A 20,011-nucleotide genomic window follows, 5' to 3' on the forward strand; every position below is an offset into this window, starting at 1 on the left:
GGTCTCAGCCACCAGCAAGGGCTCCACGTTGTCCAGCGCCACATTCGCCCCGGCCACGTTCAGCGGTGACTCGGCGGGCACGATGGCGCCCTCCAGGTTGTCGATGCTGCGCAGGCGCGGGAAGCTGGCACCTTGCAGCAGCCCGGCCGTGGATGCGTCATAGCTCACGCACAAATCGAGGAAATACCCGTCGCCCACATACACCCCGTTGTTTGCGGAGCGGATGGCGGGCGTGGTGGTTTCGATGGCCTCGTCAATGGCCGCGTCGCCGGGGTCCAGCCCGATGCGGCGCAGGATGTCCGACTCAGCGCCCGATTGCACCCACGGCCCGGACCACAGCAGGTACGGGGGCGGCGGCGCGGCGTTGTCGTCCTTGCGGATCAGCAGATCGCCGTTGCGCTTGTGGATGACCTGTGAGCCCTGGCGCGTCTTGCTGAAAGGCGCGGTTGGGGACTGGTCGAACTCATTGGCCCTGACCAGGGCGCCCGTAGCGCCATTGGGGCGGTCAGGGAACTTCATGCCGATCAGCCGCCCAGCAGCGACACCACATAACTGGTCAGGCTCTGGGTAGCGCCGCTGACCAGGCCCACACTCGACAGGTTCATGTTGGCGTCGATCACGCCCACCGTGCCCTGCACGCGCGGCGCAGAGGTGGACGCAGCGCCAGTGTCTGCGGACAGCACCAGGCGGTAGAACGTCGCGGTGCCGCTGGCCGCGTTGGTGCCGGACCAGGTTTCGCCGGCGGGCTTGATGAGCGTGCCGGGTGCCGTGGTTTCGTCGAAGGTCACGCCGCTGCCGCCATTCTTGATGGTGCAAAGCAGCGTGGCGGCACCAATGCTGTCATTGGCGTGGGCTGGGACGATGCCTGCGTACAGGCGGAACTCCGCGCCGTCCATGGTTTCCTTGAAACCTCCGGCGTTGAGCATGGCGGCCTTGAGGCCGGTGGATGCGATGACTGGTGCGACCATGGTGGTGTGCTCCTTATGCCGACACGATGGACAGCGAGGCGGTGACGCGCAGCACGTCGTCCACCTGCACGTTCTTGGCGGTGGCGAAGCGCGCAGCCGACAGCAGCGTGCCGGTCACAGCGCCCTTGGCCTGGCCGGATGCCATGAAGGCTCCGTACACCGTCTTGGCCGACGTGAAGGTGAATTCCGCGCGGTTGGCCGTGTTGTCGGCAGAACCGGCCACCACGGCGCCCTCGTTGAACTCCACGCGGGTGCTGGGCGCATAGGCCGTGCATTCGGTGGCTGCAGCCGGAAAACCAGCGGCGGTGTCGGCATCGACAGGCGTGTAATTGCCCTCGAACAGGCCGATGTACCAGGTGGGAACCTGCGTCACGCCCTTGATGGTCACGCCCACGACGTGGTTGCGGCCCTGCTCGGGCATGAGGTTGTGGATCACCTCGCGCTCGATGACCTGGCCCTTGCGGACCAGCTCCAGGGTGTAGGTCACACCAGAGGCCGCCAGTGCGGCCATTTCCTGCTTCGTTGTAGCGGTCATAGCACCACTCCTTTCCTGACGATCTCTGCGTCGAAATAGCTGCTCGCCGCAGCGGTTGTTTGCATGGGGTCACGCACTGCGGTCAGGATGTGGGTCAAGCCCTCCTGCTCGCGGTACAGGGTTGCGCCCGCAGCACCACCGGCCAGGGCCAGCTGCTTTTCTTGGGCATTGCGCATGGAGCCATCGGCGCCGCCGAAGACCAGGCCGCGTGTGGAAATCCAGAACACCGTGTTGCTGTCGGTGGGGCCGGAGCCGCCCGAATGCGGCACAGCGCCGTAGGGGAGCTTCTCGATCAGGCTGGCCGCTGCCAGGTCGCCATCCAGCCAATAGGTCTTGTCGGCAACCACAAACACACCACCGCCGCAGGGCTCAACAACCGTGACTGGAGCCGCAAACGGGATGTAGTTCTTGCTGGGCCGAAACAGGCCGTTTGCGTACGGTTCGCTGTAGCAAAGCAGGTTGCCTACAGCCACCAGCAAGCGACCCAAGGCGTGCCGCACGATGGACCCGGCGGGCATGGGCTCCAGCAGCAGGGTCTGGCAGCGCGCGCCCAACTCTGGAGGGGCCACGATCTCCGCCACACCGGCCGACACCTGCAGATCCACGCGGCCGAACACCTCGCCATTGGCGGCGGTCATGTACGCGCGCAGCGTCGTGCCCGGTGCAGCCGGAGGAATGGAGCTGATGCGGATGCCGCCACCCGTGGGAAGGTCGATCACCTGGGGCACCGTGGCCGCCGATTCACCGGCAACACCCATCTGCGTAAAGCAAAATTGATAGCGCCCAGCGCTCAATGCGCCTTGGGTTGCGCTCAATACAGGCGTGATGTTCAGGCGGGGCGTGAAGTCAATCCGCACGCCGTCGCGCACCATGCCGAGGTGACCGGAGCCGGTGTAGAAGTAGGTGCCGCCCGCCTCGCAGTACGACATGGGCTGTCCGGGCGCCAGGTCATTGCGCACCAGGCTGTCCACCACACCAGGGCCGCTCTCGCGCAGCTGGTACAGGCCTGAGCCCGCAGCGTAGAACCCCGTGTTCCCGTCGCCCCACAGCGAATGGCAGCCGTCCTGTGCAATGGCCTGCGTGAAGCCTGGGCGGCGGCGCACCTTGCCCTCGTCGGTCAGGTCCACATTCGTGGCACTGCGCAGCAGGTCGATGCTGCCGCGCTGCACGGGCTGGCGCAGGTCGTGGGCATCGCGCCGGTTGTTGACGCCTGCCGGGAATGGACCGATGGTGGGGAGCTTGCCGGCCATCAAGCCACCTCCCGCGTGTTGCGGTGCCGCGTCCAGAAGATGGGCGTGCCGGTGGCGTTGACGGTGGCGTTCTTGAGCGAGTGCGGGCCCAGCAGCTTGAACGACAACGCCACATCCACACCCGGCGGCATGGCTGCATTGCCCGACAGCATGACCACGCCATCCAGCTCCACCACTTGCACGCCATTGCTCATGGCCAGGCGCAGGGTGCGGGTGGCGCCCTCCACAGGGGCTGCGACCACCACATCCGTAGAGTCGAAACCGTCGTAGTTGGGCAGCTTGTCGGTGAAGCTCTGGAAGCGTGGAGGGTTGTAGAAACCGCTGGTGTAGGAGTAGTAGTAGCCACCCACCACCGTGCCCGCTCCAGCGCCATCCGTGATGGCCATCTTGGCGCCAAATTCGGTGTTCGACGAGGCCGCACCTGCGTCGCCCACAAACTCGAAAATGGCCTCGAAGGTGGGGAAGTCGCCGCCAATGGGCGCCGTGTAATCGACATAGACCACCGTGTAGCCGCCCGACAGAGAGGCCTTGCCACTGGCTACGGCAGTCGCGGCCGCCGGGTATACATCGGTGTCCTGATACCACGCACCCGTGCCAATGTCCGGTGCGCGGCCGTGCACGCTACCGGAACCATTGAAGGCGTCGAGGAAGATGGTTGCCATGGGGCCGATGATTCCGGGGTCAGGCGATTCGCGCGAGCCCTACTGGGGGTCACCAGTTGACGCGCACGACAGGCGGCCGTTTGTCCCTGCGCTTGCGCTGCACGTTGGCATCTGGGCGCTCGCCGAAGGCCTGCACAAACAGGGCGTACGACTGGGACGCCTTGTTGGGATCGAAGGTGTCCGCGTCCTGCTTCATGTACGCGCGATGCAGCACCCAGTCCATCAGGCGCTCGTGGAAACGCTCGGGGATTTCAGGCTTTGCGGTGTCCAGGTCAGCGCTCAGAGGCTTGAGGGCGCCACGGCAGACAGTCATCGCAATGGAGCCAGCAGCGGTTGGAGTCGGCACAAGCCGAACCCTGGCCGGTTGCACACCGCTGGCCTGCTCGAAAATGAATGCTCGCGGCTGCCCGCTGCGGCTCTCCCATCCCGGGCAATCCTGGTCCAGCTCTTCCACGCTGGTTTCGTCGAGACGCCGGCCGTTGAAGGTCAGGCGCCGGATCTCAAAGACGCTAGGGTGCAGTGAGTAGGTGGACTCACCGGCCAAGGCAGCGATTGAGCAAACCGCAGCAGTTGCGCGGTCCTCAATCAGCTTGGCGCGCTCGCACGCCTCCTGCACCGCCTCATTGAGGTAGCGGACGATGTTCTCCGAGGACCAGAACGGCGGCTCGACATGATCGGCCACCGTGCTCCGGAACTCGTCAATGAAGTCCGCGACCTTCACGGGTCAGTCCTTGGCGGAGACTTCGGCCCAGATGGCGTCCGCTTCTTCGCGTGCCACCTTGAAACCAGTGCGTGCGCTCAGCTTGCGCAGGTCGGGCTTGCCGTCGTTGGTGAACTCGTCCTCGGCGCCGCTGTCCAGCATGGCATTCATGGCGTCAGCGATCACCTGCTTGCGGTCGAACCCACCGCCAGCGGGGCCGACCTCATTGGTCACGGATGCAGGCACTGCTCCACGCGAAATCGCTTCGCGGTGGAACATCTGGTCGATCTCATCGCCCTCGGGCGAGATCACGCAGGTGTGGCCGGTGGTCAGAGCCACATACAGCGGCTCGTCAGTGGGGGAACGGAATTTCATGATGGTGTCCTTCAAAAAACCCGGCGGGGATCAAGCCGCCGGGTGCAAAAGGCCATTGCTGGCCTGACCACTGAGAAACAATGGATCAGCCTTGGCTGAAGGCTGCGCGGCCGTCCACGATGTAGAGGACGGTCAGGCGACCAACCCCTGCGGAGGGAGCAGTGCCGGAACCGTTCCAGACCACCCCCACGGTGCTGGGCTCGCTGTACTTCTTGCCGGTGGCCACGATGGGCACGGCGCCTGCAGCGGTGATGTCTGCCGACAGTGCCGCGTRGGTGTCTTTGGTCGCCGAAGCCGAACCCACCTTGTCGCCGATGGAGAATTTGTCGTCCGTACCGGAGTTGAAGATGGTGGTGATGGCCAGATGGCCGCCCACGACGATGGCTCCGCCTGGCAGATCAACGGCAGCCATGTACGTGTCGTCGGTCACGTCGGCATAGGTGAAGTCGGCGGTGGCCGCGATGACTTCCTGGCGGCCGGATTTCTTGGTGATTGGCATGATGAGGTTCCTTCAACATCAGGGGAAGATGGAAGGACAGAGCCCGCAGGCCCCGTCCTCCGGGGCCCGCATTACTGCAGGTAGGTATCGACCGTCAGCAGGCCGAAGTCTTCGACCGACTGGTCGTAGATCGAATAGAACTGCGGCTTGAGGAAGCCCAGCATCTTGTCGATGTTGATGCCCTGTTGGCTGCCGTACTGGAACGTCTTTTCGTCCCATTCGGGTGCGCCCAGGTCGGCCATGCCCAGCGCTTGAGCGCCAGCCAGGATCGAACGCGTGCCGTTCACCAGACCACCGGAACCCCACTTCGAGCCCGAGGCGGCGCCCTTGGTGTTGTAGACCAGGTTGTGTTCGTGAATCACGGCGCCGTCCACAGTCACGGTCGCGCCGGTGAACCATGGCGAATCGGTCCCGCCCTTGGTAGCCACGGCCACCACGGCGCGCTGGTAGTCGGGGTCCTTCTTCAGAGCCGCCAGCGTGCCGGGCTGCACGAAGAACACGTAGTACGCCTTGCCGCCGGACATCAGCGGCTTGATGTAGTGCTCCTTCGCATAGGCGATCAGGTCCACGATCATCGTGTACTTAGGCACGTAGGCGGTCGTGATGCTGCCGGTGTTGGACGTCTGCAGGCTGGTGCCGTCGAACATCAGAGCGCGCTTGGCAGATGGGACCGTCAGGTCGGCTGCGAACGCGAGGTTCGGGAACGGCGAGTTCACCCGAGGTGCGCCGTTGTTCTTGAACGCGTAGCTGATCCCCGACATGGTCAGGAACGCCAGCTGATCGCAGCGGTTGGCCAGCCAGAATGCGAGGCGGTCGCGGCCCATTTCGCGGAACTTGATGACCGTCTTCTGTTCGGCCAACTTGCCCTTGTTGCGCACCGAGTGGGTCAACAGGTCGATGCCAATTTCTTGGCTGTACGACTGCATCGCTTCTTCGTTGCCTTCGCGCTCGTTGTCACCGATCACGCCGTCTTCGACCAGGTCGGCGACGAGGTGCATGATGACGCGCTCGCCCTTTTCGGTCTTGGTCAGATCCGTGATGCGCTGGATGACGCTGTTGTCATCCGTGCCGATGAAGTTCTTGATGAACATCTGGTCGCGCGCGGCCTTCCAGGTGTCCCGCTGCCAGACGATCTTTTGCTTGGGCGTCAACGCCGCAAAGTTGGTAAGCATTGTCATGCTCCTTGAATTGGTTACGGACTGAGGCGTGCGCTGCCAATGCGAGAGACATGACTTGGTGGCGGTCAAGGGCGCCGGGTGGTTTAACGTCCTCCCGTGACGAGATCACCCTGAGTTCAAGACCAGCAGGCCGGGCGAAACCTGCTGGTCGTTGTGGCTGGATCAGTCGCCGCGCAGACGCTTTTTCTCGGCTTCAGGAAGTGCGTCGTACTGCTCTTCGGTGAGCGATTCGACATCGATCCTGGCCGCCGTCGCGCGGTTTCCGATACCAGCCTGCACCGGAGGTGGTTGCAGCAGGGAATCTGCAGCGCCACGCGCCAGTGCTTGTGCGGTTCTAGTGTCTTTCCGCTCTGGTGTGTCTGTCGATTCCCTACTGGGGGTATCACCCTCGGGAGCGAACTTCGGAGCGATCTTGTTCACCGCCTCCTGCAGGGCCAAATGGGGCGGCATGCCCTTCTTGATGCGCTGGTCACGGGCTGCCACGATCAGGTCCAGGGCTTCCTCGCCCTCGGGCTTGTTGAGCCAGGGGTACGCAGCCACTGCGGTCTGAACCGCGGCCTTCAGCAAGGTCTGCGTCTCGCGCGCGGTGAACTCGGTCGCTGCCACTTCGCGGGCCCTGGAGGTTGCCTCGGTCACAAGGTGGGCATTGATCTCACGGCGGATGGACGCGGCCTTTTTGCCGTCTCCGGCATACAGCGCTTCGGCGTACTCCTGCTCCTTGGCGTCCACGTCGAATCCGCCGGCACCAGCCCCCGCATCCGCTTGGGCAGCAGGCTTCGCGGTCGCAGGAGCTGCAGTAGCCCCTTCGGCGCCAGCACCGGCCTTCTTCAGGCGCTCGATTTCAGCCTGGGCCTCTTCCAGCTTACGCAGCGCCTCCTTGCGCCCTTCGTTCACCTCGTCAAAACGCGCCTTGGGAATACCAGCCTGGCGGCGGCCATCACCGGCGTCAGCGCTATCCGCATCGCCCGCGCCGCTTGCAGCTCCGGCTCCGGCAGCGTCTGCTCCGGCCCCTGCATCTGTATCGGCCGCATCGGCGGTCGGGGTGAACGTGTCGCCGCGGTCTTCCTGGCCGTCACCAGCATCGGCATCGCCGGTATTGCTCACCTGAATGACCTCGCCGCCCAGGTCGGATCCATCGTCCTCGGCTGGTTTCATGAAGCCGCTGTAAGGCTGCAGGCGGCGCTTGAGTTCTCGGATGTTCATGGTGTTGCTCTCCAGTGGTTAGTCAATCGGTGAGGGTCAGTCGCGGGTCTGCTCGCGAGCTATGGCGTGCACAACGCCGTGGAAAACATAGGCCGCCGCACGCTGGCTTGCGGTCAGCACCGCGACGGATGTCCCGTGGTGGGCCGTGGGATGCAAATCAGGGTTGTTCAGGAACGCCGCCACCTTGGCGCAGGTGTGGTCCTTGTCCTTCTCGGGCAGACGCTCCCAAGGCGGGGTGGTGTAGTCGCCATAGGCGGAGTTGTGGGCTGCGACGGACTCATGGGCCACGCGTGCGATGGCTTTCACCAGGGCGTCCTGGGCGTAGTTGGCGTACTTGTCTGCGTCCTTTTGTTCCTCGGCCTTGTGGTCCTTCAATTCGCAGGCAGCGCACTGGTGCACGCCGCCCGGTCCCATTTCGCCGCAAATGTCGGCCTCGCCGTGGCCCGTCGTTCTTCGTGATCCGCAATAGGTGGTCATGGTCTTCCTTCAGTGGTGGTCAATAGCTCTGATAAATGCCGCAGTTGGCGCAAAGGTGGCCATCTGGCGTGAGGTAGAACAGCTGATTGCCGCAGCCGCACTCGCGGACCATCTGCCCCGGAGATGGCGCGAACTCAAACTTCCATCGCCCCTTTTCGCTATGGCACGCTGGGCAGTGCAGGGATACCGTGCCAGTTGGCGCCACAGCAGCCCAGACATGGCCGCAGCCGATGCAGAAGGCCTCGCCCGCGCCGTGCTGCTCTGCAACTGGCTCGGGCTCTTTGCGCTTGAACGGAACAACGGTCATTGGCCGATCCCCGGTTGCATGCCATCGGCCTCGGGCGTTTCAATGCCATCCATCAGCCCGCGCGCAGGGCTGGCTGGTGTCATGGGGTCGGTGTTCTTTGGCATGTCCAAGCCAACGGCCTCAACGGCAGCGCCAGCAGGTGGCGCCTCCACGTATGGCGCAGCGTCCTGGTCCTCGAAACCGATGGTCCCCAGCAGCTGGTCTGCCACGCCCGTAATCTGGGCATTGCCTGCCACCACCTGGGCGCTCTGCATCGTGCTGTACAGGGTCTCGCCACGCTTTGCGATGTTTTCGGTGTGCACCAGCTCCGTCTCGGCCTTGACCTTCTCGGCCTGGGCTGCCTTGAGCGCAGCGTCTGCCTCCGCCTTCGGGTCTGGCGCTGGCGCGGCCTGGCTCTGCATGTTCCCCAGGATCTCGTGTTTGTCCGTGAGGCCCGAGTAGCGGATCACTGTGGCATCTGGGATCGCGATCCCCGCCTTGCGCATCTCCAACGCTTGCTGGAACTGGCTGTTCTCGAAAGTGACCTGCATCGGCTGCTCAGAGATCACCACGTCATACTCGCCCACCGTCACATCGTTGATGTAGTTGCCGGTCTCGGGGTCGAACTTGTTGATCTCCAGCGTCTCCTGCTTCGGCTTGCCCGTCATGGGGTCCGTTTCGGTGATGCGGAAGATGCGGTAGCTGTCGTAGTACCGTTGGATCAGCTTCAGGATGCGCTGGGCCAGCAGCTTGCGCGTGTATGCCAGGTTGTCGAGAGGCGTGGCGAGCTGCTGCTGACTGGCGAACTGCTTGGACTGGATGGCGACGCCCGCCTCATCGTTGCCGCCGATACCGCGCATGGCCTCAGGAACCGTCACATCCTTCAGGGCCTGGGTGGCGCGGTCGATCAACCGGTCAACGCCGGTCGGCACCGAGTTGGGCTGGATCTTGTCGGGCTTGGTCGAGCCCTTCTTGAACTCCAGCACCAGGCCGGTCTGGGCGCCGACAGTCTCCAAATCCTCCGTGTCCATGTTGGTCAGGGACTCTTCCTCCACCACCCAGCCGCTGTTCGCACTGGTGTTGATGATGTGGACGAACTGACTGACCGCCTTGTTCAGCGCCTCTTGGGGTCCGATGGCGTTGTCCACCATGCCGCGCGTCTTTCCGCGACGGAAGTAGGCGAAGTACGGCACCACGGTGAAGTGCTCGTACGGGCTGAACTCGTCGTGGATGGTGCGGCTGTAGGTCGAAACGATCCACTTCACGCGGCGGCGCATGCGGCGGGCTTTCACAGCGCCCTTGGCGATGGCGTCTTGAATCGAATCAGCCGCCATGTTTGCCATCACATGGACATCGCCGGTTTGCGGGAACACCAGGCAGTCGGTCATTTCATAGACGAACTTCTGGCGGTCGATGATCCGATAGCGGTTGATGCCGTCGCCCTCGGCGCCGTAGGCGTCGTACAGAGCGGTGTTCACCGTGCCGAAGCGGTTGCGCGGCACTTCCTCGTCGGAATCACCAAAGTCCTGGCCGTGGTCGTTCGAGGCTTCCGCCTTGACCCGGGCGTCCTTACCGTAGATCTGCTCGATCTCGTCCAGAGTGAGCCATCGGGTGATGATCACGTCACCCCACTTGTCAGGGTCGTAGCTCTTGGCGTCCGGGTCTGGGATAACGTCGCGCGGGTCCAGATCGAAGATCGTCACTTCGCCAAACATGTTGCGGTCGAAGCCAATGCGCACGTCGTAGTAGCCGCGCTGCTCAATCAGCCCGTCGCTGAAGACCTTGGTTTCAAGCCAGTGCAGATTGGTCGAGTCGGCAATCTGCATGGCCACCTTTTGCAACACGGTCGCCGTTCCCAGATCGCTCTTGCCGCCGCGCGGCTTGAACGCAATGTCCATGCGGTTCTGGATCTGGTATCCCACGGCGCTGTTCACGCTGGGCATAACCTCGTTGAACTCGTAGAACGGCCGCTTCTGGTCGGTCAAGATGGCTTTGTCGGCTGCACTCCACTGCTCACCGCCGCCCAGGTACATGCCCTCGCACTTGGCGGCCTGCTCGGTGTATTCGATGTGCCCACGGTCCTTGCCGTAGCAGTAGCGCTGCCAGTTCTCGCGCGCGGACTGGTCGGCTGGGGTCGATGCTGTTGCCATGGTTTTCAAGCGGCCTGGGCCGATCCCTGTGATTTGTTCTTGATGCCGAGGCGGTCGCGCCAGCTGCGTGGGCGCTCGCCCTTGGCGTAGATCTCGCGATAGCCCTGGGCGAACTGCCGCAGAGCATCGGCCGGGTTGCTGGCCGCATCGTGGCGCGGGTGGTCCGCCCACACGCCCAGCCGCTTGTTCCATTCCTTGCGGTAGGACTGCAGGCCTGCCAAGCCGGATGCACAGCCTTCTTCATCGAACCAGCAGTTGCCGAAGATGTTTCGCACCATCTGAATGCCGGTGGTCACCGACTCGATGCGGGGCACTATCTCAATGTTTTTCAGCCCCAGGTCGCCCAGCAGCTCGGCATAGGTCTTGGTCGTGGAAGCCTGAATGCGGCGCGCGTTGCCGTCGTGCGGTAGGTAGTGACGGCCCCAAACCCAGCCAGTTTTCTGCATCTCGGCGACGTAGTGCGCGGGAGCCTCGCCGCTGTTGCCGTACGACTTGATCCAGCAGTGACGCAGGCCCACTTTCTGGTGGAACCAGATGAAGTTCTCGTCGTTGAGGCCGATGTCCCAGAACGTGTCCACCGGCACGCCGGGCATGTAGGGCACCCGCGTAATCCGGCCATCCTTGCGGGCGGCGGCGAGCTGGACGGCGTAGTAGGTGCCCTCCGTGGATACCTGAAAGGCTTCTTCCGGAGTGCTGGGGTACTCCTGCCACATCAACTCAGGGTCGCCGCCAAAGTCGTTGTCGCGCGTGGCCACATACCAGGCGCGCTGCTCAGCTTCGATCTGCAGGCCGATCAGCGCCTCCACCTTCTCGAAATACTCGCGATCCTTCTGAGTCATCAACACCGTCTGCGGGTTGATGCGGTATTCAGGAGCCTCCCACCATGGGAAGAAGTGGAATCGGTAGTCGCGCTCGGAAAGCTCCTTGCCCTGCTCTGCGCAGGCCATGGCCTTTTGAGTCATGCGGAAGAACTCGCCTTCGCGGCCCTCGGCGGTGGACTCGATGATGGTGATGCCGCTCAGAGGAACGGCTGGCAGAGAACCGGTGACGACCTCGCGTGCCTTGTCGGGGAACTTGGCGCAGATCTTTCCGAACTCCGAGACGTGCAACCGGTGGATCGTGCCCGAGCGCATGGACGTTGCGACGCGGATGCTGCTGTTGTTGTGCCCAAAGAGCAGTTCGCTGGCGCTGTCTCGTGCCAGCGGCATGACCGCCTTGAGCTCTGGCGGCAGGTGGTCATAGGCCAGCTTGACCTTGTCGCGGAAGATTGCCTCGGCTGCCTCGCGGTCCTGCGCAATGATCCCGCAGCGCTGGTTTTCGTTGAACAGGGCGTGATCCAGCCACAAGATGGCGACCAGAGTTGTGAACCCAAGCTGGCGCGCTTTCAAGATCACGTTCCGGTGCCACAGCTTGCTGATAAGCCGCCGCTGCGCCCGATTAGGCTTGAACGGCACAACAGTGCCCTCGCCGTCGTCGGTCTTCACCATGATCTTGTAGAGATGCCCAGAGCACAGGCGCCACATGGGGTCAGCCAGGCAGCGCAGCAGCTCTTCCTCGCTGGTGGGCACGAAGTCGAGCGGGATCTTCTTCATTTGCCCGATTCCTTGCCGTCACGGACAACTGGCAGCGCGCTGCCCTTCATCGCCGCCAGCATCGCCAAGATTGGGTTGGATTTCTGGTCGTTGTCCTTCTCGTACAGCCCCAGGATCTTCGAAGCCTGGTCGAGCGCCGCGTTCTTGTTGGCGATCTTGTACTTCTTGACGTGGCCGATCAGCACGCGGTCATCGCCATGGCCTTCCCACTCTTCCAGGACATCGAGGCCGACGATGCACGCGGCCGTGTCGTCGTCCAGCTCCGTGACATCCTTCGGTCGGCCATCCGCATGGAACATCTTGCGGGGGTCGAAGAAGGCGATGCGGGCAATCTCGCGCTGCACGCGGGCCTGAGTCAGCTCCATCGCGGCGAGGCGTTCATCCTGGCGCGCGGCGATTTCCGACTGCTTTGCTTCCAAAAGGGAAGCGATTTGTGGTTTTTTGAGGTTCTCCGCCCCAATCTTGTAGGCGGTCTTGGGGCTGTAACCCGCAGCCAGCGCGGCTTGCGTGGCATTTCCCGAAATCAGGTATTCCGCTACAAACTTCGCCTGTYTCGGCAGCAAACCATCGACGCGCGCCGTAGCTGCAGCACCCTTTTCAGATGCTGCGGAAGTCTTTTTGGTGGAACGGGCAGTTTTCTCTACCTTTTTTGGCGCCATGCCACGGATGATTCCGGGCAAGGCCCTCTGGGTCGAACCCTACTGGGGGTGTTCAATCCGGCAGGTCGTTCCCATACCGGCTGGCCACCAGCGCCCGCATAGCCGCGATCAATGGCGTCCGCCCTTCCTGCCAGGCGCCCTTGGTGGATTCACTCACGACGACAGCGCACCAGACCCAGCCCTTACCGGGCATCGGTGCGACGTGGATGCGTTCTTTCTCGATGAGAGGACCGCCAGCCTCCCAGGAGGACGAGTAGGAGGAGCCAGGTGATTTGCTGATGGCCTTGGCCACCCAGGTGTCGAGGGCAGCGCCGGAAAGGTCCGAAGTCTTCATGGCCGGATTGTCGGGCCTCTGCCATTTCCTGCCATGGGCGCGCTTCCGCACATATTGCGGGCTGACGCCGTACTTCTCGGCGATCTCCTGCACTGTCAWGGATGTGGTGGTGTAGGCCGTCCGTATCTCTTCGAGGTGCGGATGCGCGGCCGACCCCACTTTCTTTATGCCCAAAGCTCGTCGCTCTGCCTGAACTGAGCCAAGCGAACGGCCCAGCACCTTGCACGCCTGCGAATCAGAGTGGGTGATCAACATTTCCCGCTCTTCCTGAGTCTAGCGTCTCTGGAACTGGAATGCAGCAATCCCCCTCGCGATCCTCGCCTTCGCAACCTTGTTTGGCATCATTCCCCAGCGCTCCGCAAGATGACTGTCAGGGAGGGTCCCCAGCAAGGACACCTTTTCAGGCGTCCATTCATAGTTTTCCGATCTTCTCACTGGCCCGCCTCCAGCAAGTCAAACTGAGCATCGTTTTTTGGCTTCTTGAGAGCAGCAATCTCTCGGCGCAATTGGCGCACCTCGTCCGCGAGTTCGGCAGTCCTGATCAGCGCTTTGTTGCTGCCCTCAATGTCTTCAAAGGTACGTGCGAACCCAGTGAACAACAGGCCGTGACGACGAGCCTCAGGTGGTGTAAGCACCAAGTACTCATCGCCGATCTCGAACTTCACTCGGCCATCGGGAAGCGCAGTGAGACTCTGGGCCCTCTCTGGTGGGTACAGCGGCACCACCTTGATGAGGCCCTTGCCGACTTTGAACACCTTGCCGGCCGTCTCCAGGCGCTTGATGTGGTCATCAATCACCTCGTAGGACAAACCGGTTGCATCGCGCAGCACTTGGCGGCTGATGTCGCGCTCATCGTTCGTGAGCCCAACAATGGTTTCCCAGATGATCTGACCTGTAGTGGCTTTTTCTTCGTTTGCGCTCATGTGGTCATGCCTCCCTGTTCAAAAATTCGCTTGCATCTGCCCATCCGTCCGAGTGGCATTCAGCCGCTCCAGCGCCCATTCGGCGGCGGCCCGGTCGCGCGGCTGGCTGCGGCTGTCGAAGGCGATAGCGCGCCACTCCAACACCTGGGCCAGATGGGCGGCCATGAACGCGGCAGCCTTCTGTGCGCGCGGCGCTGGGCCCTGGTCCAGCCAGGAATGGCATGCTGCACACCCCCACACGCTGTAGTGGTCGTCTGCCTTGCGGGCTCCGGCCTTGCCATGGATGCTCAGGTTGCTGTGGCAGCACACCACCGTGGCGCGGTCCTGGGTGCAGATGCCGGGCACGCGCAGCAGGCAGGGCATGCCTCGGGCCATGTCGCGCAGGTGGGCGTTGCGTTGGGCGGAAGACTTTGGAACCGCCTTGGTCGTGGGGGGCAAAGCGTAGGTTCCGCGCTGCCTTGCTACATTTTCTGAAGCACTCAGAGCAATAGAGATGGACGTTTCAGCCGATACCGGAATTCCGGCATCGTGGGGGGCAATCTGGCGCCGCTGCTCACGCGGCTTGCGCTTCCACGCGGTGCGCTTGAGGGGTGCGCTGCGCTTCATCCTTGCATACCCCCGATGATTTCCCCAGTGTCCGGGTCCACCTGCATCCCCTCCCACTGCTGGTAGGTGGCCGGGAAGGTCACCCCCAGCTCCGTCGCGGCGAAAGCGCTCACCCGGTCGATCAGCTGGCTGTAGCCCTTCACGCCCAGGTCTTCAGTGCTCACGCGCTGCCGCGTCCTGCTCTTCTTGCCGGTCAACGGGTTTTTGGTCGTGACGGTCTTGAAGCCCAGGTATTCCTTGCGGAAGTGCTCTTTCCACACCGCCAACGGGTACTGCTGGCCGTTTGGCCTGGCCTGCTGGGCAATGCTCTTGAGCACCACCCCGTGGTAGTAGCGGCGCTGGYGGTCAGTCTTGGCGTCCTCGTGGAGTCGGACCTCGACGTGCAGCCGGTGGCCTGCGGCCCACATGCTCTTGCACCAGGGGGCAAGCACGTTTTGCAGGTGCTGCCTTGCCTGCACGGGCTCATTCCAGTTCGCGGAAATGACAAGATCAGCCATGGGACACCTCCACCCGAACGAATCCACCGATCTCGTCGGACCGGTCGATCTCCAACTTCCAATGGCGGTCATCCACCCCCAGCACGTCGGCGAGCCCGTCCAGGCCAGACTTCATGCGGGCCAGCAGGTTGTCCAGGTCGTAGGCGCGGCGCGTTGGCGGCACGAACACCATGGAGACGTGCAGCTTCTTCGCTTCTGAGCGGGCCGCACCCTGCTGGCGGGCGGTGATGGCGCAGGCATTGCGGTAGGCCTTCTTGGCGCGCGACAGGGCCGACCAATGCTGGCGGGTGTTTGGGCTTAGAGCCGTGGGCGGCCATGGCAGGGTAAGCTGCAGCGTGGTCATGCCTCCACTCCCTCACGGCTTGGCACCGGCAGCCAGGACAGGGTTTCGTCTTGGGCGTCTTCGCCTGGGTCGCGGATGGGGCGCAGCTGGGCGTCTTGCGCCATAGCTGCTTCGACAAGCTCGCCGTTGGTCGCCGTGAAGAAAATGAATCCCTCCACCGCCCAAACATCGGCGTCCTCGCTCAATCCGATGCGCCGACCACATTTCGTTGGCACGAAATCGCCCTTCTTCATCAGTCGCAGGCAGCGAACCACACGACCAGCGCTCATATCTCCACGGATCGCAATTGCCAAATCCCCAGGCTTACAGTTCATGGCTCACTCCTTCTTTTGATGCTGTGCGGGCCCACGCCGTCGCCAGCGTCGGCAGCGGCCCCTCTGACTTGGCGTACCACTGCTCCCCTTCCACCAGCACCACATGGATGCGCTCGGCCTCTGTGAGCTGGATCAGGACGCGGTGCAGCGCGTTGACGCCCAGGCCGCAGGCGCGGCGCAAATCCGTGGGGCTGACAGGCTGGCCGGAGCTGAGCAGGTCCATGACCTTTCGCTGGCGCAATGTGTAGCGCTTTGGCATGTCAGGCATGGCCACCTCCAAACAAATCCAGGGTGCGGTTGTCCCGGCATGCCTCGGATGCCCGGCCCCGGTGCTTGGGCCGGATCAGCCCGGCCTTGCGCGCGCACACGCGGCCGAAGGGCTGGGCGCCGATCACAACGGCGGGGTGCAGGGTGACGCGGCCGCAGCGGGCGCAATGGAGTTTCTGGGTCATGCGCATGCTCCCAGCAGGACACGAAAGGCCAGCGATGGATTGCGCAGCTGCAGAGTTCGGCCGCCCAACAGACGGGCCGCCTCGCGCACATCGCCGCCGGTGATGTTTTCCACAAAGCAGTCGTCGCACCAATCTTCGAACTCGCTGGCCTCAATACCTGTGTCGGCCAGGACCTCAGCGATTTGCCCGGTGCTCCATGGGCCGTGCGCGGTCTTGTGCCCGCAGATGCCACATTGCCCAAGCTGGGCTTTTTCGGAGCCGGTCATGCTGGGCTCCCGAAGGCGCGGGCGCGGGCCTCGTCAGTCAGGCGGTAGAACGTCTGCTGGCGGCCGTCGCGGACATAGACGATCTCGCCACGGGCACGCAGGGTGCTGATGGCTCCGGCCACCTCGGCGGGCTCGCCGCCCATGACGTTCTCGATCTCCTGGCGGCACAGGGCACCGATGGCCAGAAGCTTGCGGAGGGCTTCGGCGCGGGTCACGATGAGGCCTCCTTGCGAGCCCTAGCCCGGTAGCTCTCTCCCTCAAAGGTGACGATGCGCGCCGTTTCCGTGAGGCGGTCATAAACGCGATCACCCAGCACCTCGCGCAGCCCTGCTGGGTCTTCGGGCTTCTCCCGCTTGAGCTTCAGGTTCGCCAGCAGGATGGTGGGCATCATGTCGCGGTAGCGACGGTCCAGCACCTCGAACAGGATGTTCTGTTCGCTGTCGGTGCCGTACTGCACCCCCACCTCATCGATGACCAGCAGAGGGACTTCGGCGAGGATGGCCAACACCTGCCCTTCGGAGCGCTCCGAGTCCTTGCGCCATGTGTTGCGCACGGCGCGGATCAGGCCGGCGCAGGTCGTGTACAGCCCGCAGTGCTCGGGCATGATCGCCTGCAGGATGGCAGCCGCGAGGTGGCTCTTCCCTGTCCCTGGTGCGCCCAGCAGGATCAGGGATTCGCCGCGACGCAAACGGTCATCGAAATTCGTCGCGAAGTCGGTGGCCACGCGCAGCGCGCGCTGTTGCTCCTGCGTTTCAGCGTTGAATGACGCCAAGGTGCGTCCTGCAAACCGGGCGGGAATCGCGGCCTCATGCAGCATGGCTTCCAGGCGCTGGCGGGCGGCTGTCGCAGCCTTCTCCGCCTCCGCCTTGCGCTCGGCAGCAATGCGAGCCTCTTCGCAATCCGGGCAGGGAGTCCACACCTCGCGCTGGACCCGGCCAAGCAGGTAGCGGACACCAGTCGAGGTGTACTCACCGTGCTTCTCGCAGGTGCTGGCGATTTCGCCCAGGTCATGCTTCCCGATGTTCAACTTTGCGGCAACTGGCGCCGCCGAGGGTTCAGGCAAATGTTCCATCTTCGTTCACGCCTTCGGAGTAGTTGAGGTTGGCCAGTCCGGTGTGCGCAGACGGCTTCGATTTGGTGCCGCGCTGTTTGGCGGCATGCATGCAGGTGGCCTTGAGGTATTCCACGGGGTCGGCGGGGCGGGTTGTCACGGCGGTGCGCACGGCTTCCACCACGATCTGGTCCCCGTAGTCCTTGACCAGCTTTCCGACGAAAGACCCGCACTGCGCAGGCGGCAGGCCCGCTTGGCTGAGCAGTGACTTGCCCGCCTTCCACAGCTCGTCCTTGGTCATCTGCTCGGACGACTTGGCGGCAGCGCCGCCCGTTACGTCAGTAACGGAATAAGGTTCTGTTCCCTCTCCGTTCTGTTCTGTTCTGTTCCCTCTAAGAGCGTTTTCGTCTGGATTTCCTGCGGAACCTTGAGCGTTTTCCGCCGGAATTTGCTCTTGTTCTGGTGGAATTCCGTGTGGGTACGCGCCGGAAATCCAAAGATCGCGTGAAGGAATTCCAAACAGGGGTTTGCCTTCTTTCCCGCGCTTGGCGTTCTCTTTCCGCAGGCGGTCGCAATACTTCTCGTAGGCGTACTTGCGCTTGGACTCAAAGGCGGCAATCGCCTTCTCTGCGATGACGGGGTGGTACAGGCGTCCATCGGAGCACTTCACGAACCCATGCAGTGCCTCGGCGCGCACCTTCTTCCATTCCTTCACAGAGATAGGCATGCGCCCGTATCCGGCAAGGTTGGCAAGCTCCACGTCGTCATCAGGCAATGAGGCGGCTGGGATCTGGTGCCAGGCGGCGCACCACAGCATGATTCCGGCGCGGAACGCATCGCCGTTGGGCGTGGCCGCAAATTTCGAATCACGCAGGCGGCGAACGTCCAGCTCCATGTACTGGAAATCGGTCAGGTCGCATTCCGCTGGTGTCAGCGGTTCGGGGGTTTGGGTCACACGAGCTCCCACACCCGCGCATTCCCGCGCATGAGGTCCATGCCACCACGCTGCACAACCTGCGCTTTGCCGGCCTTCTTGAGGTCGGGCAGGCGGCGGTCGATCTGCACCACGGTCAATCCGGTGGTGTCCTCCAGCTCGTGGGGTGTGGCTTGGCCTGCTGCCTTGAGCGCAGCCAGGATGCGGTCACAGTGGTTGCCTGCGAACTTGATAGCGCGCTCGGCTGCGAGAACGCTGGAGAGTGGGTCGCTCGCGCGAACCAGGTGCTGGGCTTGCATCACTCGGCACCTCCACCGCTGGCCGCGCGCGCCTGCTTCGCCAGGGTGGCGGCGCTGGGTCGGCGAGTGTTGAGAGTGATCGCACCTTGGGTGCGCGGCCCGGTGGTTACCGTGGGGCGCCCGTTGGAATCCAGTGCGCGCTGCACATTTCCCTCAATCGGTGCGCGGCTGTGGTTGGTCTTGCGTGGGGCTGCTGCGGGGATGTCCAGATCGGGGCCGCGTGGACGCACCGACTGGAAAGCGTTGAGTGGGAGGCTATGGTTCATGCTGGAACCCTCCCGGCCAGCAGTTGGCGCATCAGGCGGTTTTCAGCCTCTGCGGCCTGGGCGCGCTGCTCTGCCAGTTCGGCGCGGCGCTCCGCCTCGGTCTTGATCATCACCAGCGTGCAGCCGACCTGAAATGCGGCCCACTCGGGATAGATCGTGTTGCCCACCACCTCGCAGAACTGGGCAACCAGATCTGCCTGCAGCGTGGCCTTGCCCTTCTTGATGTTGGAGAAGTACCCAGCGTCAATGCCCAGCGCCAGATAGATCTCCTTGTCTTCCAGGCCTGAGACGCTGCAGGCCAGCGTGAAAGCTGCTGCGGCCGTCTTCTGCGCGCGGATCATTTCGAGCGGGACAGAGGCCCGCTGCGGGGCCCGCGCCAGGGCCAGTTCGTGCTGGTCTTCAATCGAGGTCATGATGTTTGAACCGGGTTGAGTACCCTGTCAGGGCAAAAAAAAGCAACCATCTGGGTCATGCAAAACGAAACACAGATGGAAATTCATGGCTCAGGCCGCTTGGGCGGTCTTGTGCGCCAGATACGCCAGCACGGGGCCGACGACAATGGATGCAGCAACCACGCGAAACAGCCATCCGTCACCGACCATGAAGCCAACGATTGCCAGTGCCAGCAGATGGATAGCCAGGAAGGCGCTGTTGCAGGCGCGCCAGAAGCGCTTTTTGCGAGCGGCTGCGTTGATGCACTGGACACGGTTCGTTGGCGTGGCCAGCGCGCTCTGGGTATTGGGCTCAGTCATGGGCACCAACTCCAATCAGGTGTGGGTCAAAGTTGCGTACGTTGGCGTCGCCGTTGGGTACGTGCTGGTGGACCTGCACTACAGCCGCTTGGAGCTGAGGCGGAGAGCAGAGCGTGCCAAGTGGCGCCAACGCACGAAAAGGCATTGAGGTCATGCGGCCTCCTTGGCTTCGTTGGCGGCACCCAGCTCAGGCCAGATCAGATGCCAGTCGTCAGGGCGCAGGTCACGGCGGGTGACGGCGCCATTGGTGGCGCGCTCGATGGCCAAGCAGTGCTGTATCGGCACTGGGCGGCGCTTCTCTTGGTCCGCTGCGGCCCAAGCACTCGGCAAGGACTGGGGGACGCCAAGCGCCCGCGCCAGGTCCGCTTGCGCGCCGCGTGTTTCGGCGAAGTAGTTAGCGAGTTGCATAACGCCAATGATAGCGCCGCGCTAACCATTGT

Annotated in this window: 31 protein-coding genes; all 31 read right to left on the reverse strand. The window is 63.4% G+C overall.

The genetic code is table 11. The features are described from left to right. Window positions 1–519: hypothetical protein (locus AC04MI_RS05435; RefSeq protein ID WP_476497245.1), on the reverse strand; the 519-nt coding region annotated here is incomplete at its 3' end. 5 nt (window positions 520–524) lie between these two features. Continuing rightward, window positions 525–968 carry a hypothetical protein gene (locus tag AC04MI_RS05440; protein ID WP_476497246.1) on the reverse strand — a complete coding sequence of 148 codons (444 nt, stop codon included), beginning with the start codon at window positions 966–968 and terminating at the stop codon, window positions 525–527. 13 nt (window positions 969–981) lie between these two features. Further along, window positions 982–1,503, reverse strand: coding sequence for a hypothetical protein (locus AC04MI_RS05445; RefSeq protein WP_260667521.1), 522 nt, complete (start codon window positions 1,501–1,503; stop codon window positions 982–984). Continuing rightward, window positions 1,500–2,753, reverse strand: coding sequence for a hypothetical protein (locus tag AC04MI_RS05450; RefSeq protein WP_476497247.1), 1,254 nt, complete (start codon window positions 2,751–2,753; stop codon window positions 1,500–1,502). Before AC04MI_RS05450 ends, AC04MI_RS05445 begins: the two co-directional genes overlap by 4 nt. Beyond that, the gene (locus AC04MI_RS05455) at window positions 2,753–3,415 is read right to left on the reverse strand and encodes a hypothetical protein (protein WP_476497248.1); all 663 of its coding nucleotides are present in this window, start codon (window positions 3,413–3,415) and stop codon (window positions 2,753–2,755) included. Before AC04MI_RS05455 ends, AC04MI_RS05450 begins: the two co-directional genes overlap by 1 nt. A 49-nt stretch (window positions 3,416–3,464) precedes the next feature. Then, entirely contained in the window at window positions 3,465–4,136 is a 672-nt protein-coding gene (locus AC04MI_RS05460) for a phage adaptor protein (RefSeq protein ID WP_476497249.1), read from the reverse strand. Between the two features lie 3 nt (window positions 4,137–4,139). Continuing rightward, window positions 4,140–4,490 (reverse strand): hypothetical protein, encoded by a 351-nt coding sequence (locus AC04MI_RS05465; RefSeq protein ID WP_476497250.1) that lies wholly within the window; start codon window positions 4,488–4,490, stop codon window positions 4,140–4,142. A gap of 85 nt (window positions 4,491–4,575) precedes the next feature. Continuing rightward, the gene (locus AC04MI_RS05470; protein ID WP_476497252.1) at window positions 4,576–4,989 is read right to left on the reverse strand and encodes a hypothetical protein; all 414 of its coding nucleotides are present in this window, start codon (window positions 4,987–4,989) and stop codon (window positions 4,576–4,578) included. 71 nt (window positions 4,990–5,060) lie between these two features. Further along, entirely contained in the window at window positions 5,061–6,161 is a 1,101-nt protein-coding gene (locus AC04MI_RS05475) for a N4-gp56 family major capsid protein (RefSeq protein ID WP_440597235.1), read from the reverse strand. A gap of 168 nt (window positions 6,162–6,329) precedes the next feature. Further along, window positions 6,330–7,370 carry a hypothetical protein gene (locus tag AC04MI_RS05480; protein ID WP_476497253.1) on the reverse strand — a complete coding sequence of 347 codons (1,041 nt, stop codon included), beginning with the start codon at window positions 7,368–7,370 and terminating at the stop codon, window positions 6,330–6,332. 36 nt (window positions 7,371–7,406) lie between these two features. Beyond that, complete coding sequence (locus tag AC04MI_RS05485; RefSeq protein ID WP_476497254.1) at window positions 7,407–7,847, reverse strand: hypothetical protein; 441 nt, start codon at window positions 7,845–7,847, stop codon at window positions 7,407–7,409. A 303-nt stretch (window positions 7,848–8,150) separates the two neighbouring features. After that, window positions 8,151–10,283 carry a portal protein gene (locus tag AC04MI_RS05490; protein WP_476497255.1) on the reverse strand — a complete coding sequence of 711 codons (2,133 nt, stop codon included), beginning with the start codon at window positions 10,281–10,283 and terminating at the stop codon, window positions 8,151–8,153. Window positions 10,284–10,288: 5 nt separating this feature from the next. Then, window positions 10,289–11,875: a terminase gene (locus AC04MI_RS05495; protein ID WP_476497257.1), complete on the reverse strand. Its 1,587-nt coding sequence runs from the start codon at window positions 11,873–11,875 to the stop codon at window positions 10,289–10,291. Further along, on the reverse strand, window positions 11,872–12,555 hold the full coding sequence (locus tag AC04MI_RS05500) for a terminase small subunit (protein WP_476497258.1): 684 nt from the start codon (window positions 12,553–12,555) through the stop codon (window positions 11,872–11,874). The genes AC04MI_RS05495 and AC04MI_RS05500 overlap by 4 nt, the downstream gene beginning before the upstream one ends. A gap of 31 nt (window positions 12,556–12,586) precedes the next feature. Further along, a complete protein-coding gene (locus AC04MI_RS05505) occupies window positions 12,587–13,123 on the reverse strand; it encodes a phage protein NinX family protein (protein ID WP_476497260.1) in 537 nt (178 codons plus the stop codon). 176 nt (window positions 13,124–13,299) lie between these two features. Next, window positions 13,300–13,791 (reverse strand): hypothetical protein, encoded by a 492-nt coding sequence (locus AC04MI_RS05510; RefSeq protein ID WP_440597227.1) that lies wholly within the window; start codon window positions 13,789–13,791, stop codon window positions 13,300–13,302. Window positions 13,792–13,809: 18 nt separating this feature from the next. Continuing rightward, on the reverse strand, window positions 13,810–14,229 hold the full coding sequence (locus AC04MI_RS05515; protein WP_476497261.1) for a nuclease domain-containing protein: 420 nt from the start codon (window positions 14,227–14,229) through the stop codon (window positions 13,810–13,812). A gap of 164 nt (window positions 14,230–14,393) precedes the next feature. Beyond that, complete coding sequence (locus AC04MI_RS05520) at window positions 14,394–14,894, reverse strand: hypothetical protein (protein WP_476497263.1); 501 nt, start codon at window positions 14,892–14,894, stop codon at window positions 14,394–14,396. Next, on the reverse strand, window positions 14,887–15,237 hold the full coding sequence (locus AC04MI_RS05525) for a RusA family crossover junction endodeoxyribonuclease (RefSeq protein WP_476497265.1): 351 nt from the start codon (window positions 15,235–15,237) through the stop codon (window positions 14,887–14,889). The genes AC04MI_RS05520 and AC04MI_RS05525 overlap by 8 nt, the downstream gene beginning before the upstream one ends. Continuing rightward, complete coding sequence (locus AC04MI_RS05530) at window positions 15,234–15,551, reverse strand: hypothetical protein (protein ID WP_476497266.1); 318 nt, start codon at window positions 15,549–15,551, stop codon at window positions 15,234–15,236. The genes AC04MI_RS05525 and AC04MI_RS05530 overlap by 4 nt, the downstream gene beginning before the upstream one ends. After that, a complete protein-coding gene (locus tag AC04MI_RS05535) occupies window positions 15,541–15,819 on the reverse strand; it encodes a hypothetical protein (protein WP_476497267.1) in 279 nt (92 codons plus the stop codon). The genes AC04MI_RS05530 and AC04MI_RS05535 overlap by 11 nt, the downstream gene beginning before the upstream one ends. Beyond that, window positions 15,812–16,003, reverse strand: a complete 192-nt coding sequence (locus tag AC04MI_RS05540; RefSeq protein ID WP_476497269.1) for a hypothetical protein — start codon at window positions 16,001–16,003, stop codon at window positions 15,812–15,814. Before AC04MI_RS05540 ends, AC04MI_RS05535 begins: the two co-directional genes overlap by 8 nt. Next, the gene (locus AC04MI_RS05545; protein ID WP_476497270.1) at window positions 16,000–16,269 is read right to left on the reverse strand and encodes a hypothetical protein; all 270 of its coding nucleotides are present in this window, start codon (window positions 16,267–16,269) and stop codon (window positions 16,000–16,002) included. Before AC04MI_RS05545 ends, AC04MI_RS05540 begins: the two co-directional genes overlap by 4 nt. Next, window positions 16,266–16,484 carry a hypothetical protein gene (locus AC04MI_RS05550; RefSeq protein WP_476497271.1) on the reverse strand — a complete coding sequence of 73 codons (219 nt, stop codon included), beginning with the start codon at window positions 16,482–16,484 and terminating at the stop codon, window positions 16,266–16,268. The genes AC04MI_RS05545 and AC04MI_RS05550 overlap by 4 nt, the downstream gene beginning before the upstream one ends. Beyond that, window positions 16,481–17,341, reverse strand: a complete 861-nt coding sequence (locus AC04MI_RS05555) for an ATP-binding protein (protein WP_476497272.1) — start codon at window positions 17,339–17,341, stop codon at window positions 16,481–16,483. The genes AC04MI_RS05550 and AC04MI_RS05555 overlap by 4 nt, the downstream gene beginning before the upstream one ends. Then, window positions 17,325–18,275: a DUF1376 domain-containing protein gene (locus tag AC04MI_RS05560; RefSeq protein ID WP_476497273.1), complete on the reverse strand. Its 951-nt coding sequence runs from the start codon at window positions 18,273–18,275 to the stop codon at window positions 17,325–17,327. Before AC04MI_RS05560 ends, AC04MI_RS05555 begins: the two co-directional genes overlap by 17 nt. After that, window positions 18,272–18,553, reverse strand: coding sequence for a hypothetical protein (locus AC04MI_RS05565; RefSeq protein WP_476497275.1), 282 nt, complete (start codon window positions 18,551–18,553; stop codon window positions 18,272–18,274). Before AC04MI_RS05565 ends, AC04MI_RS05560 begins: the two co-directional genes overlap by 4 nt. Further along, window positions 18,553–18,819: a hypothetical protein gene (locus AC04MI_RS05570; protein WP_476497276.1), complete on the reverse strand. Its 267-nt coding sequence runs from the start codon at window positions 18,817–18,819 to the stop codon at window positions 18,553–18,555. Before AC04MI_RS05570 ends, AC04MI_RS05565 begins: the two co-directional genes overlap by 1 nt. Further along, window positions 18,816–19,232, reverse strand: a complete 417-nt coding sequence (locus AC04MI_RS05575; protein WP_476497277.1) for a transcriptional regulator — start codon at window positions 19,230–19,232, stop codon at window positions 18,816–18,818. Before AC04MI_RS05575 ends, AC04MI_RS05570 begins: the two co-directional genes overlap by 4 nt. Before the next feature lie 90 nt (window positions 19,233–19,322). Next, a complete protein-coding gene (locus AC04MI_RS05580) occupies window positions 19,323–19,586 on the reverse strand; it encodes a hypothetical protein (RefSeq protein ID WP_476497278.1) in 264 nt (87 codons plus the stop codon). A gap of 135 nt (window positions 19,587–19,721) precedes the next feature. After that, window positions 19,722–19,979 (reverse strand): YdaS family helix-turn-helix protein, encoded by a 258-nt coding sequence (locus AC04MI_RS05585; RefSeq protein WP_476497279.1) that lies wholly within the window; start codon window positions 19,977–19,979, stop codon window positions 19,722–19,724. Window positions 19,980–20,011 lie beyond the last annotated feature (32 nt).

This window comes from Acidovorax sp. LjRoot204, from assembly GCF_056175785.1.